Consider the following 15002-nt stretch of genomic DNA (forward strand, 5'->3'; position numbering starts at 1 on the left):
ATTATTGCTAATAGATAGATGATGATTGGGGTGGAAATATGACAAAGAAATTATGGTTTCAATTAGCAATCGGTTTGCTACTATCACTGCTTATTGTGAAGTATTTTATAGAAATTCGTGCTATTTTTAGCCCGTTTATAATTATTTTAAAAACAGTCTTTATTCCTTTGTTGTTGGGGGGCGTCCTTTATTATGTTACAGAGCCGCTACAACGCCTTGTTGAGAAGCGGGGTGTACCGAGATGGGGGAGCTTAATTATTATTGTTGTGCTATTAGTAGCAGGGCTTTCAGGCTTTTTATTGTTAATTGGTACACCAATCTCAAAGCAAGTGAATAATTTAGTTGATAATGCACCGTATATTGGAGAAAAAATCCAAGAAACGACAGACTATGTACTTGCAAATAAAGACCATTGGCCACCACAAGTCGAACAGTTTGTTGATTCCATTTCTAACTCTGTGCAAGATATCGCTGTAAAGGGCAGCAAAATGATTGTAACTGTTGTCAGTGGCGCGGTATCTGCGACATTTACGCTTATTCTTGTGCCGTTTTTCTTTATTTTTATGTTGAAGGACCATGAAAAGTTTGCTCCTCGTCTTTATGGATTATTTACTGGAGAGCGTCGTTCTTGGATTAAGAAGACGTTAGAAGATATCGATTCAGTATTGCGCAGCTATGTACAGGGACAAGTATTAATTAGCTTTTTACTCGCATTAATGATGTATATTGGCTATTTAATTATTGATTTAGATTACTCGTTACTACTAGCAATATTGGCGTTCTTTATGAATATGATTCCATTCATTGGCCCATGGATTTCACTTATACCAGCACTTATTATTGCGCTTATTCAAAAGCCAATCTTAGTTGTTTGGGTAGCTGTTATTACCCTCGCAGCGCAGCAAATTGAGAGCAATTTGATTACACCTAATATTATGGGGAAATCGCTTGACATCCATCCGTTAACAGTAATTACAATCATCTTAGCAGCAGGAAATATTGCTGGATTTATCGGCATTTTAATTGCTATCCCAACATACGCGGTTATAAAAGTAATTGTAAAAAATATTTATGAAGAGCGCACTAAAATTAAGGATGCGGCAACGAAAACATTATAACCTTTCAAAAACTTTTATTAAAAGGAGCATATTATGCTGACATTTGAACAAAAGCAGGCGATTATTGAAACATTTCCTGAGTTAACGAAAAAAGAAATATCATTAAAAAGATTGAATTATCACTTTGAAAATAGCCTGTATGAAAAGACAATCGTTGTTGAAAAATTGCATCCAAACGGCAATGGCTTTGTGTTTGTTGGCGATTTATTACAGTATGAAAAAGAGGCGAATGATAAAGGGCTTGTCAACATTCGTGACTACGGTGAACAAGCATTACGTACTATTATTGCAGCCTCTATCGCCTATTTATCTGAAGATGCAGAGGAAGAGCCGATTGTTGAGCTATGGCGTTCTCGTGAAGGCACACAATTAGAGCTAATTTATGAAAATCGTTCATGGGCTGTGTATCATCAAAATAATTTAGAGGAAGCTTTTGGTACACGCGAGGCGGCAGAGGAGTATTTACGCGAAGAAGGATTTAGACCTTCAAAGTAAGGAGGAGCTATAAATGGATGGAAAGAAATTTGCACTGATGCTTGTCAGCATAATTGTTGGTGCTTCATTACTTGTGGCTATTGTTATGCTATTGTTCTTTAACTTTTATGAGGCGCCGAATCAAGATGGTGAACCAATATCAACAGACGAGTCAAGTTTATTGACGCCAGACAAAGCACCAACTATAATTGTCTTGAATTCGAGATAATGAAAGGGTGGAGAACATGCAGCATATTTTTGAGCATGGCACAAATGGACGTACATTATTATTGCTACATGGTACAGGTGGGACAGAGCAAGATTTAATTGGCTTAGCGAAGGAAATTGATGTGAATGCGAATATATTAAGCGTTCGAGGCAATGTGTTAGAAAACGGCATGCCACGTTTTTTCCGCCGAGTTGCGGAAGGTGTATTTGATATGGAAGATTTATTATTCCGTACAAAGGAATTAAAGGATTTCGTACAGCAGGCATCGGTAGACTATAAATTCGACCAAAATCAAGTCATTGCGATTGGCTATTCAAACGGAGCAAATATTGCAGGGAGCTTATTGTTCCATCACGAAAATGTGTTGCGTGCAGCAATTTTACATCATCCAATGGTACCAAATCGCGAGGCAAAAATTCCAAACTTGTCCAATGTAGATGTCTGGATTGGTGCTGGAACGAATGATTTCATGTGTCCGCCACAGGAATCAGAGCAATTACAGCAAATGTTACAGGCGCATGGTGCAAATGTCGAAACTGCATGGTTCAACCATGGTCATCAGCTTACGATGCCAGAGGTACAAGCAGCGAAAGCTTGGTATACAAATATTTTTGAATAAGAAAAGGTTAGAGGAAGCTGTCCAAAAAGCCGTGCAAAGCCGGCATTTTGGACGCTTTTATTGTTGCTTCGATAATAGCGGTGAAAAGAGAAGCGACTAAAAACCCGATTCGCTCATAAAGCATGTGAATTCGCTCATAAGTGAGGCAAATTCGCTCATAAAAGAAAGCAATTCGCTCGTAAGCAGACAACTTTCCCCTATTTGCCACGCTTCGTGAATGGCAACCACCAATTCCAGTCCCCGAATAATTTCATTAAGCTTGGTACGAGCATTAAACGAATAATTGTTGCATCAATGGCGATTGCAATCGCTATACCGACACCGATTTGTTTAACAGGCATTACGTCTGTAAAAGCAAAAGCACCTGTAATAACAATCATAATCAATGCTGCGGACGTAATAATTTTGCTTGTCGAGACAAGCCCATCGACAGTTGCTTTCGTGTTATTCGCACCTTTTAAATATTCCTCTTGAATACGTGAAATTAAAAACACCTCATAGTCCATGCTTAGCCCAAACACTAGGCAGAAAACAATTACAGGCATAATGAGCACAACAGTGCCTGCCTCTATTCCGAAATGCCCATATTGGAATATATAAACGATGAGACCGAATGTCGAAGCAAGCCCAATTACATTCATAATAATCGCCTTGACCGGAATTAAAATCGAGCGGAATGCAATCATTAAAATAATGAATGTAGTAATCATAATAATAATTAATGCAAGCCCGATTTTATTAGCTATTTCATCGAAAATTTCTTGATTGAATTTCGGTGCACCAGCCAATGAGAAGGAGACATCTAAATCTTTATTCTTCCATTCACGTACGAAATCTTGTGCTTCAGTTGATGCACCATTTGTATCTAAGTGAACAGCCATATACATTTTATCATCCTGAATAAAATGACTTTGTGCAGCAAGGAGTAGACCTTGACTATTTGGATCAGCGTTAGCTGCTTGCCATATTTCCACAGAATCTATCTGTGTTGCTGTAAACAGCGAATCAACTTGTTTGACAAGCGCTTCCTGCTCTAGCTGCTGTTGAATAGCAAGGATTTTCGTTAAGCCATCCTCATTATCCCAACCATCTTCGCGTTCTGCCAGTAAGTAAACGACCGCATCTGCACCGAAATCAAATGCCTCTTCCATTTTGTCAAAAGTTGCGCGGGATTCATACGCACTTGGTAAAGATTCCTTAGATGGAATCGTTAAGTCCATGTCTTTCACTGGAATCATTGCAGCACCTAGTAATGCAAATGCGACAACGATAATAAGCACTGGTTTACGCATAACGAAGGCTGCAAATGCTTGCCACTTTGATGTGGCCTGTGTGACGCGTATTAATCGCCATTTATTTAAGCGGTCACCTAGCAAAACAATTGTTGCTGGCAGTAATGTTAAGCCTGAAATAATAGCTAAAAAAACGACAACAGAGCCACCTAATGCGATATTTTGGAAAATTTCTACCTCGATAACGACCATTGCACCTAGCCCAATCATTACGCATAATGCTGAGAAAACGATGGAACGACCAGCTGTTTGAATCGCAATTTGCACAGCTTGTGGGATGCTTTTCGTATGGCGCTCCTCACGGTAACGATTAATAAATAATAGGGCAAAGTCAATGCTTAAAGCGAGCCCAAGCATTGGCACGATATTTAATATGAAGATGGACAAATCAAAGGTACCACTAAATAAGGTTAAAACACCGAATGCTACAATAACTGTTGCAGCTCCTATAATAATAGGGAGGAGCGAGGCAACGACAGTACCAAATGCCAATAAGAGAATGATTAAGGCGATAGGTAAACCGATTGCCTCCGCCTGCATCAAATCTTTTTGGCTAGCCACATTAATATCCTTTGAAATAGCTGGCTCACCTGTAATAGATATGTGATTGTCATATGCTAAAATATCGCGGATTTCATCGACTACTGGAAAATAGTCGCTAACATCATTGCCAAAATGCAACATCGCATAGGCATAATTATCTTTTCGCAATTGCGAAATGCCAATAGGGGAGACAATTTCTTTAATTGTCTCGACTTGTTCTAGCTTCTCGAGTGCTACTGTAATTTCATCATTTGTTTTATTTTCAAATAGGACGAAAATCGTTTTAGCTGGTAAATCGAATGTCTCACTTAATTCCTGCATTGTTCTACTATGGTCATCTTTTACAAAGAAGCCATCGCCCTGTAGTTTACCTGGTAGTTGTAGAGCAAAGTAGCCCATAATGAGGAAAAAGACAATCCAAATGCTAACAATCGCTTTCGCATGTCTAGTAACGAAAATAGAAAATTTCTGCATAATAGAAACCCCTTTCTTACTTAAGAGTTTACAAGGTTTTGAGGTTGAGTACAATTTCTATAAAATAAAAGGTGTGTGAAAAGGCTGAGAGGTTTTAAGGCAATGGAAAATTCACAAGAAAAGCTGTTGAATTTGGTGTTATTATCTTTTGAAACAAGTCGCTTACTTTTATATGGCTATTATTTCATAAAACACGAACAAAACGTCCGAAAAGCAGTGCTTTCGGACGTTTCAATAGTATTCGTTAAAAGAAAAGATTTAGTAGGAAGTAGAAACCTGCTGCCATAATTGCTGAAATCGGCATTGTAATTACCCATGTAATAACAATTTTACGAGCAGTTCCCCATTTTACGTCCTTTACACGTTGCGCAGTACCTACACCCATAATCGCAGATGAAATAACATGTGTTGTTGAAACTGGTAAATGTAGTAGCGTTGCACCAAAAATAACAGTTGCTGATGATAAGTCAGCTGCTGCGCCGTTAATTGGACGAATTTTCATAATTTTACCGCCGACTGTTTTGATGATTTTATAACCACCAACAGAAGTACCTAGACCCATTGCAAGTGCACAGGCAAAACGCACCCAGCCTTGTACCTCATCGTGTGATTGGATGCCTCCAGCGATTAAAGCCATCGTAATAATACCCATTGCCTTTTGAGCATCGTTTGTACCGTGGGTAAATGCTTGTAATGCCGCTGTACCAATTTGCATTGTACGGAAGCCTTTGTTCGTTTTATAAAGGTTCATGTTTTTAAAGATTACTTTAAACAATGACATCATTAAAAAACCAACTGCTAACGCAATAAATGGTGAGAATATAAGCGCTTGAATAATTTTAATGAAGCCTTGATAGTTTAAAATATTAAAGCCAGCAGCAGAAATCGCTGCCCCAGCGATTGAACCAATTAGCGTATGTGATGAGCTGGATGGAATACCGTAGTACCAAGTTAATAAATTCCAAGTAATCGCTGCACATAATGCTGCTAAAATAACGACAGAACCGATTAAGGGTGCTTCAGGTGTCGATAATGCGAATGGATCGACGATATCGCTTGCAATTGCTTTTGCAACACCAACGAATGTAATCGCTCCAACAAAGTTCATAATGGCAGCCATTAATACCGCAGTACGAGGTGGTAATGCACGTGTCGATACTGAAGTAGCAATGGCGTTTGCTGTATCATGGAAGCCGTTAATAAAGTCAAATGCTAGCGCAAAAATAACGACTAAAATTGTAAGGATTAATATTGTTTCCATTAGTTATTTCTCCTGCTTTTACGCGTTGCGCATAATAATTGTTTCGATAGTATTCGCTACATTTTGGCAGTGGTCTGCAATTTCTTCTAATTGCTCATAAATATCTTTAAATTTAATTAGACGAATTGGATCTTTTTCGTTTAGGAATAACTTTTTAATGGATGAGCGTAATACTTCATCACATTGGCGTTCATAATCCTTTACTAAAATAGCATGTTGACGCATACCAACTAAATCTTTTTTATTTAAAAGCGTCATTGCTTTGACAATTTCATCTGCGCTTTTTACGATATATCCTAAGAAATTGCGCATTGAATCATCAATTTCATTTAATGAGAACATTTCGAAGTGAGCAATACAGCCCTCTGTCCCATCTAAAACATCATCCATACGGATTGCTAATGCTAAAATATCTTCACGCTCAATGGGTGTCATAAATGATTTATTTAACATAACGATTAATTCATGAATTAATTTATCGCCATCTGTTTCGTATTGCTTCATACGAATGCTGATTTCCTTTAAATCTGCCACTGTCTCAATGCGGTAGTCATTTGCATAATGAACTGCTTCTCTCATATTTTCAGCAATTTTATGAAGTGCTGCGAAAAATGGATCTGATTTTCTTGAACTAAACATGGAATGCCTCCTAAGCATATATGAAAATTTTCTCTCCTAATAATAACAAAATCTTAATGAAATCAATATATTTTTATTTTCTATTTACAATTTTTACACTGCTGTAATATTTATTTTGTTCATACTTGAATATATATTCGGAGTCATTAGCAAAAATATGTGCGAGAAATATTGATAGAATAAGGTTTTCGTTCATATTGTATGCAGCAACAACATAGTGTATACAATAAACAAATTTTGATTGTAAAGGTAATGTAAATTGCAATTAAAGCGGAAAATGGTGATTTATATTGTTATTTTACAAATTTTGTTATGTTTAATGGAGGATATTACTGTAACAAATCCCTAATTGCGGTTATAGATTCAAAAATATTAAACCGCAGCTGACGTTACACAAGGATTTTACCAATAATTCGAAAATGATAGTCCGGCTCCTATAATCAATGGCGTCTTAACTAACTCTAGTCTAGTGTCCCAAATAAAGTTGTTCAGTTAGAAGTTATGCATGTGTGCGATAGTCTCCTCATTGTCAGCGGGCGTCTAGGAGCCCGCTGACAATGAGTGTAATACTCACCGCCTATAAAGGTGAGAGACTTCTATATAACGTTATGCTTGGTTCAAAAGAATTTGCTTCTAAGGTGGTCAAAATACATTGCCGCCATCCTCATCGCAAAGAGTGCTACTTAAAATGGTTTTTCAGAGAAGTCCTTGTAGTTCATTTTGTAAAAATGGCTTAGCGCTTAAAAATTGGATGAAGTCATCGTATTTAGTCCGGTCGTCAGCACTTGGTTTTTTGCCCGTATAGTAGGCACGAATCAAAATATTTTTTGGTGTGTTTTCCATATCAATAAATTCGAGCAATTGTGCCTCGTAACCAACGAGTGACAATAATTGGGCGCGGATAGAATCAGTTGCCAATGCAGCAAAGCGTTCACGAATTAAGCCATGCTGTGTCATAATTTCTAATGCAGGTGACAGCAATTGGCGATTCAACTCGTGCTGGCAGCAAGGAACACTTAAAATAACTTTTGCTCCCCACTTTACCGCTCGGGCAAGTGCCATATCTGTCGCAATGTCGCAGGCATGTAATGTGACGACCATATCGACAGCTGTTTCATCATTAAAATCTTGAATATCTCCAACTAAAAATTGCAAGTCGGTGTAGCCTAAATCTTGGGCAATTTGATTACATTCTTCAATTACTTCCTTCTTTAAATCAAGACCTGTCACGTGAATATCTAAATTTTTTACTATTTTTAAATAATGATACAGGGCAAATGTTAAATAAGACTTGCCTGAGCCAAAGTCTAATATTCGGATAGTGCGGTCTTTTGGCAAGTAATCAAGCGCATCATCAATAAATTCTACAAAACGATTGATTTGCTTGAACTTATCGTATTTTTGTTTTTTTATTGCACCGTTTTCAGCCTGAACACCAAGACGCACAAGAAATGGATGAATTGTTGTCTCTTCTAATAAATATTGCTTTTGGCGATTATGTGCTAAATTGACCTTCTTATTTTCCTTCGTTTGCTCAGATTTCCATAATACTTTATTTTTCTTTGATAGCTGAATATGCAGTGTTTGGTCAGTAAATTGTGCATGAATTTGGCGAAATTGCTCCAACAACTGTTCAAGCTTTGCTGCAAATAAATCTACAGGTATATTTTCATGCTTCAAAATACGTTCATATTGATATTCAAGCTGAATCGTATAAATACCCTTAAGCTCGATAGGCTTTAGCCGCACTCGCCTTAAATCATTTGACTTTAAACGAGGCTGACTAATAGTTGCGGCTATTAATGATTGATTATTTAAAAGTGTTAAAAATTTTTCCTTCATATCTTGAAATTCCATAACATAACCTTCTTTATTTATAAAATTGACATTAGTGTATCATAATTATTTGTGTGAAAGCTAAAGATAGTGGGTATAACAATAAAGTAAACTTTCAGCTCAGGAGGATTTTCTTCATCCCTCACTTAAAGCACTTTGACCATCCTTGAAGTGTTAAAGTAGGGTTAATACGGAATAAAAGCATTTATATTTTAAATACATCAAAAAGGCAGAGTGGGGGAATTTTCTGAATAAGGAAGTTAAGTAAATCAAACGAAAAACTACTTGTTTTGCTATGCAATAAATTATATGTTTATTATAAGACTTTTTGATAGTAATCTTCTATTAAAAAGCATTTTTCAAAAGGAGGGGTATTATGTCAGATCACAGCTTTCAGTTATTAGCTATTATTATTTACATGGTCGCAATGGTAGTGATCGGATGGTATGCGTTTAAGAGAACATCTAACTTAAACGATTATATGCTTGGCGGGCGCGGACTTGGCCCTGCTGTAACTGCATTAAGTGCAGGAGCGGCTGATATGTCAGGCTGGTTATTAATGGGGTTACCAGGGGCAATTTATTTATCAGGAATGGTAGAGGCATGGATTGCCATTGGTTTAACAATCGGTGCTTATTTAAACTGGTTAGTTGTCGCACCTCGCTTGCGCGTTTATACGCAAGTTTCGAATGACTCGATTACGATTCCGAGTTATTTAGATAACCGTCTACGTGATAATACAAAATTAATTCGTATTGCATCAGGTATTATCATTTTAGTATTCTTTACGTTCTACGTATCGTCAGGTATGGTAGCAGGAGGAAAATTCTTTGATAGCTCTTTCGGCTATGATTATCATGTAGGCTTGCTTGTTGTTGTAGCTGTAACAGTAGGATACACATTATTCGGTGGATTTTTAGCTGTAAGTTACACGGACTTTTTACAAGGATTAATCATGTTTTTAGCACTAATTTCAGTACCGCTTTTCGGTATCTTTTACACAGGTGGTATTGGAGAAACAGTGGAAGCAATTAAATCTGTTAATCCAGAGCATTTAAACTTATTTGCGTCAACTGCTACGGTAGCGGGTGTCGTATCTTCACTTGCATGGGGCTTTGGTTATTTTGGTCAGCCACATATTATTGTGCGCTTTATGGCGATTAAATCTGTTAAAGAAACGAAGGAAGCGCGCCGTATCGGTATTGGCTGGATGATTTTAAGCTTAGCTGGTGCTATCGGTACAGCATTAGTTGGTGTTGCCTATTATCAGCAAAATGCGGCAACTCTAGGGGAATTAAAGGACGCAGAAACAGTATTTATCGTTATGGGTCAATTATTATTCCATCCATTCATTGCAGGTATTATGCTTGCTGCTATTTTAGCTGCAGTTATGAGTACGATTTCTTCACAATTAATCGTAACATCTTCTGCTCTTGTAGAGGATATTTACAAAGCATTATTTAATAAATCAGCGTCTGATAAGCATTATGTATTTATGGGACGTTTAGCCGTATTAGCTGTATCAGTTGTTGCTGTTATTTTAGCATGGAATCCGGAAAACTCTATTTTAAAACTAGTTTCATTTGCTTGGGCTGGGTTCGGTGCAGCGTTTGGACCTGTAATTTTATTATCTCTTTATTGGCGCAAGCTAACGAATATTGGTGCATTAGCGGCGATGATAGCGGGTGCTGTGACAGCGTTCGTATGGGGGAAAATTCCTGCATTATCAAGCGCTCTATATGAGATTGTACCAGGCTTCTTCGTCTGCTTAATCGTAGCAGTCGTTGTTTCTCTTGTAACATACAAGAAAGACCCTCAAATTGAAGCTGAGTTTGAGCAAACACTTGAATTACTGAAAAAAGAAAAATAGTAGAGGGCGTTCAATTAGCTGTGTGGTTGCCGGCTAGTTGAACGTTTTTTTAAACAAACAATCTTTAGTGAAGATAATCCCTTTTTAAAATCAATACATAAAGTTACTTCAAAATTTTAGCGATTGTACTGTAGCCATTTTGGACAATGCCCTTGAATATGTATTGAATGTCCAAACTGTTAAAGGTTGGCTATCTAGTATTATTTCGCTTCAATATCGATCTCCTTTTTTATAAAATGTTACTTAGTTAATAGCTATCTTTTCCGAAAAAGCCTCTATTAGAAAAGCCTCTTTTTAAAACTTTACAACATAATGGCTTTTCACATATTTGTTATGTTAGGATTAGGGCAACTAGGAGGAAGATTATGTCGATGAGAGAAATTGAAAGCATAGAAGAACGCGGAATATTAGTTGGTGTAAATTTAAAAAATGATGAGCATTTTGCTTATTCAATGGAGGAGCTTGCCAATTTAGCGGAGGCGTTGGATGTCGAAGTAGTAGGGAGCGTCACGCAAAATTTAGAGCGTGTTACGCCTTCTCACTATGTAGGGACAGGGAAGATTGAGGAAATACGGGCATTTTACGAGGAGGTGGATGCCAATATCATTATTTTTAATGATGAGCTATCGCCATCACAAATTCGCAACTTAGAGCGTGACCTCGAATGTAAAGTGATTGACCGTACAATGCTAATTCTCGATATTTTTAGTCGTCGTGCAAAAACAAAGGAAGCGCAAATGCAGGTAGAACTTGCGCAATTACAATATATGCTTCCTCGTTTAGTAGGCTTACATGCCTCTTTATCACGTCAAGGTGGTGGTACAGGAGGTGGCTTTAAAAACCGTGGTGCGGGGGAGACGAAACTAGAGCTTGACCGTCGAAAAATCGAGGACCAAATTGCTAAATTACGTCGTGATTTAGAGCATGTCAAGGCACAGCGTGAAACACAGCGCAAGCAACGACGCAAAAATGCCGTACCTGTCGTATCAATTGTTGGCTATACGAATGCTGGTAAATCTACAATTATGAACCAGTTATTAGCGAAAGTAGGGCAGCAGGAGGACAAGCAAGTATTTGAAAAAGATATGCTCTTTGCTACGTTAGATACTTCTGTACGCAATATTGAACTAGAGGACCATAAATCATTTTTACTAACAGATACAGTAGGCTTTGTTAGCAAGCTGCCGCATCATTTAGTGAAAGCCTTTCGTTCCACGCTTGAGGAGGCACGAGAGGCAGATTTACTATTACATGTTGTAGATGTATCAAATGAGGAATATCGCTTTATGATGGATGTGACAAATACAACCTTAAAAGAGGTTGGAGTAGAAGAAATCCCGACAATCTACGTCTACAACAAGTCAGACTTAGCGGGTGTGGAGTATCCATTAATGAGTGGAGATAATCTGTGGATTGCTGCAAAGGAGGGTACGGGCTTAGAAGAACTCCTGACAATGATTCGCGCACATATTTTTGCGGATTATATCGCATGTAAAATGCTCATCCCCTATGATGAAGGGGCAGTCGTTTCCTATCTAAATGAGCATGCGACAATTTTTAACACCGCATATGAGGAGCAAGGGACATTACTAAGCCTTGAGTTAAAGGAAGCAGACTACCAAAAGTATGCCAGCTATGTAGTAGAATAATGAAATTACAAATGAAAAGGGTGTCCAATAAGCCGGCTATGCACGACTTATTATTGGACACCCTCTTTAAATTTAAAGGAATACTTTTTGCCTTCTTAGTGCAATAAAAATGATAATTAATAATGTTGTTAAACCTTCAACTACAGGGAAAGTCCACCAAATGGCCTGTGCGCCAAAAATTTGAGGTAAAAGCAGGAGCACTGGAATAAATAATATGAAGCTACGTAGTAGCATAATTATTGTCGCAAGGCGAATTTTTTCAATGGATTGGAAGAATTCTGCAAACACCATATTGACACCAAGGAATACATAGCCAATTGCAAACTGTGCGAAGCCTTGAATTGCCATATATTGTATTTTTTCCGTGCTATTATTGCCAAATACACTCATTAGCTGTGCTGGGAATAGCATAGCGATAATTGCTGTTAATAAACCAAAAATAATGGCTGTTTTAACCCCGATTTTCAGTAATGCAGCTAAGCGTTTCGTCAGTCTGGCACCATGATGATAGCTGACTAAAGGCTGTAGTGCCATCCCGATACCGAAAAATACTGTTAATAATACAGCATGAATATAATTCACCATCGCATAGGCTGTCACACCGTTTGAGCCTAAATAATGTAAAAATGTAATATTGAAAAGAATGATGATAAGCGCCATAGAGGCTTCAACGATAAAGCTTGGAAAGCCAATTGTCATAATTTTTTTCATTGTGCCAAAATGGAAGAAACGGCGTACGAACTTAAGTTCAGATTTCTTATTAAAAAAATGCAGAAACAATACAAGCATGCCGACGATTGTTGAAAGTGCTGTTGCTAAAGCACAGCCTTTGACGCCATAATCAAGCATAAAAATGAAAATATAGTTAAAAATAATATTTAGTACCGATGTTGTAATAAGTCCTACCATTGCGAGTTTCGGACTACCATCATTGCGAATGAAAATGCTTAATAAATTTTCAATTGTATAAAATAGACCAAACACTAAAATAATATGCAAATATTGTTGGACATAAGGATAAGTTGTATGGTCGGCTCCAAAAATATAAGCAACTTCCTTTAAATTCAGTAAAAGCAAAGCGATGATTGCTGTTACAATCGCAATCATCATCGTAAAAGAAAGCGTGAATACTTGATGTGCACGCTGTTTATTTCCTTCGCCGAGGGATATTGAAAAGAGCGTAGCACCGCCCATCCCAATCCAAAGAGAAATAGATAGTAAAACAGAAAAAATAGGAACCGCAATATTTACTCCTGCTAAAGCTGCTGCACCAACACCTCGGCTAACAAAAATGCCATCAACTAAAATATTGACTGACATAAGTAACATCCCTATCAATGCTGGGTATAAGTAAGAGAAAAATAATGGTCTTACGGGTCTTGTTTCGATTGCATTAATGGTAGTCATAGGAAATGACCTCCCTTATCAATCGCTTTTTCTCCTTTAATATTTAGCTCTCTAGTAAAGCTAGTTGTCAGTGGACCATACAAACAAATTGTTGTATGGCAATTTGTGGTGGGTGAAAATAAAAAATTACCTATAGTAAACATCCTATCAAAACCTTTCTATTTTGTTTCGTAAACAAATATAATGTATATAGTAACTATATAGTCAAGGAGGATGGAAATGTTTAATAAGAACGTAAAATACTTTACAACAGGCGAGTTTGCTAAAATATGCAAGGTCAATAAGCAAACGCTTATTTATTATGATCAAATTGGTTTGTTATCACCGGTGTTAAAGGATGACAAAGGGTATCGCTATTATTCCATTGCACAGTATGATTTTTTTAGTGTAATTGAGCTTTTAAAAACGCTTGGCATGTCTTTAAAAGATATTCAAAACTATTTAGCAGAGCAATCGCCTGAAACATTTTTAGCTTTAATGCATCAACAACAAGAAATTGTCGCTCATAAACGACGGGAGCTAGAATTAATAGAAGAAATTATTAAAGTTAAAATTGCTACGCTTAAAGAAGCTGCTACTATTAGTTTTGATGATATTACAGTCGAGCATTATCCTGAGGCAATATTTTATTTAAGTAGGAATATAGAAAATACCACAGAGGAGCAATTTGTCAAAGATGTTGCGGATTTTATCGATGAGTTAGACCGTTCCCAATTAGATACAGGCTACCCGATAGGAGGAATGACAAAGAGGGAGCAGGTGCTTGCGGGCAATTATACAAACTATAGTCATTTATATATAGAGCAGCCTTCCCCGAGGGAGGGTCACCCATACTTTAAGGCAATTGCCGGGGATTTCCTTGTAGGCTACCATAAAGGGACGACAGCCACCTTGCATCAAACATACGAAAGATTATTTAAAGTGATGCATAAGCAAGGCTATGAATTGGGACAATACGTCTATGAGGAATATATTTATGATGCGGTTGTCAAAAAACGTGAGGAGGACTATGTGACAAAAATTATGATGGAAATTACAGCTAGATATTGATTGCTTATCGGCGGGGGAAGTTATTTTACAATAGGGAATACGGGTATTATAATTATATTATCAAATAGTTTAAATAATAATTTATTTTCGGAATATATATAATATACGATATATAATCAAATTTCTAACAAAAAACATTATGCTTGAAAAACAAATTCATATGCTTTAATGTAGTAAATTGAAGTTGTCTGATGATTGCAATTATGCTATTAATATTTTCGTTAGAAGTCTCCCATCTCCATAGGTGGCGAGCTGCATGTCATCATTAAAGACATGTTTCAGCGGGTAGCAGGACACTCACTGATAAAGAGGAACTCAGTCTAAGAGTGCCATGCTCTGCTTCAGCGACTGAGTAATCAACATCGTGTTGGCCTAAGCCTCCGGCGGATGTCACAGATTTTGAAAAGAGGCCTGCATGACACAGGTTAGTTAATCGTTGTCACATGACATGACGGTTTTCATCCATTTGCTCGGTAAAATCTGGACAAGAGTTAGTCGAGGCGCAATTGATTGTCAGAAACTTTAGAAACATTAAACGGAA

At 37.3% G+C, this 15002-nt stretch carries 12 protein-coding genes; 7 read left to right on the forward strand and 5 right to left on the reverse strand.

Annotated elements, in window-relative coordinates; genetic code table 11:
• The first annotated feature begins 38 nt into the window (after nucleotides 1-38).
• From MHH70_RS13770 to MHH70_RS13785, 4 genes are read left to right on the forward strand one after another with little or no spacing between them, the layout of a single operon-like run.
• Nucleotides 39-1118 carry an AI-2E family transporter gene (locus MHH70_RS13770; protein WP_066169254.1) on the forward strand — a complete coding sequence of 360 codons (1080 nt, stop codon included), beginning with the start codon at nucleotides 39-41 and terminating at the stop codon, nucleotides 1116-1118.
• A gap of 33 nt (nucleotides 1119-1151) precedes the next feature.
• Entirely contained in the window at nucleotides 1152-1613 is a 462-nt protein-coding gene (locus tag MHH70_RS13775) for a hypothetical protein (protein WP_066169251.1), read from the forward strand.
• 13 nt (nucleotides 1614-1626) lie between these two features.
• Nucleotides 1627-1821, forward strand: coding sequence for a hypothetical protein (locus MHH70_RS13780; RefSeq protein WP_066169249.1), 195 nt, complete (start codon nucleotides 1627-1629; stop codon nucleotides 1819-1821).
• A 16-nt stretch (nucleotides 1822-1837) separates the two neighbouring features.
• Nucleotides 1838-2440: an alpha/beta hydrolase gene (locus tag MHH70_RS13785; RefSeq protein ID WP_342471772.1), complete on the forward strand. Its 603-nt coding sequence runs from the start codon at nucleotides 1838-1840 to the stop codon at nucleotides 2438-2440.
• Nucleotides 2441-2637: 197 nt separating this feature from the next.
• Here MHH70_RS13785 and MHH70_RS13790 read toward each other — a convergent pair whose 3' ends face one another.
• The 4 genes from MHH70_RS13790 to MHH70_RS13805 form a co-directional block, all read right to left on the reverse strand.
• Nucleotides 2638-4749 carry an MMPL family transporter gene (locus MHH70_RS13790; RefSeq protein WP_066169245.1) on the reverse strand — a complete coding sequence of 704 codons (2112 nt, stop codon included), beginning with the start codon at nucleotides 4747-4749 and terminating at the stop codon, nucleotides 2638-2640.
• Nucleotides 4750-4993: 244 nt separating this feature from the next.
• Complete coding sequence (locus MHH70_RS13795) at nucleotides 4994-6010, reverse strand: inorganic phosphate transporter (RefSeq protein ID WP_342471773.1); 1017 nt, start codon at nucleotides 6008-6010, stop codon at nucleotides 4994-4996.
• Nucleotides 6011-6028: 18 nt separating this feature from the next.
• Nucleotides 6029-6649 carry a DUF47 domain-containing protein gene (locus MHH70_RS13800; protein WP_066169239.1) on the reverse strand — a complete coding sequence of 207 codons (621 nt, stop codon included), beginning with the start codon at nucleotides 6647-6649 and terminating at the stop codon, nucleotides 6029-6031.
• Between the two features lie 696 nt (nucleotides 6650-7345).
• Nucleotides 7346-8506: an SAM-dependent methyltransferase gene (locus MHH70_RS13805; protein ID WP_342471774.1), complete on the reverse strand. Its 1161-nt coding sequence runs from the start codon at nucleotides 8504-8506 to the stop codon at nucleotides 7346-7348.
• Nucleotides 8507-8861: 355 nt separating this feature from the next.
• Between MHH70_RS13805 and putP the strand changes: the two genes are divergently transcribed.
• Together putP and hflX are read left to right on the forward strand one after the other, a co-directional pair.
• Nucleotides 8862-10355: a sodium/proline symporter PutP gene (gene putP / locus MHH70_RS13810; protein ID WP_107943367.1), complete on the forward strand. Its 1494-nt coding sequence runs from the start codon at nucleotides 8862-8864 to the stop codon at nucleotides 10353-10355.
• Between the two features lie 371 nt (nucleotides 10356-10726).
• Entirely contained in the window at nucleotides 10727-12004 is a 1278-nt protein-coding gene (gene hflX / locus MHH70_RS13815) for a GTPase HflX (RefSeq protein ID WP_342473208.1), read from the forward strand.
• A 72-nt stretch (nucleotides 12005-12076) separates the two neighbouring features.
• On the opposite strand, the gene MHH70_RS13820 is transcribed toward hflX, so the two are convergent.
• The gene (locus MHH70_RS13820) at nucleotides 12077-13411 is read right to left on the reverse strand and encodes an MATE family efflux transporter (protein WP_342471775.1); all 1335 of its coding nucleotides are present in this window, start codon (nucleotides 13409-13411) and stop codon (nucleotides 12077-12079) included.
• A gap of 219 nt (nucleotides 13412-13630) precedes the next feature.
• On the opposite strand from MHH70_RS13820, the gene MHH70_RS13825 reads away from it, so the two are divergent.
• On the forward strand, nucleotides 13631-14461 hold the full coding sequence (locus MHH70_RS13825) for a MerR family transcriptional regulator (RefSeq protein WP_342471776.1): 831 nt from the start codon (nucleotides 13631-13633) through the stop codon (nucleotides 14459-14461).
• The last annotated feature ends 541 nt before the right edge of the window (nucleotides 14462-15002 follow it).

This window comes from Metasolibacillus sp. FSL H7-0170 (genome assembly GCF_038593115.1).
Taxonomy (GTDB): Bacteria; Bacillota; Bacilli; order Bacillales_A; family Planococcaceae; genus Metasolibacillus; species Metasolibacillus fluoroglycofenilyticus.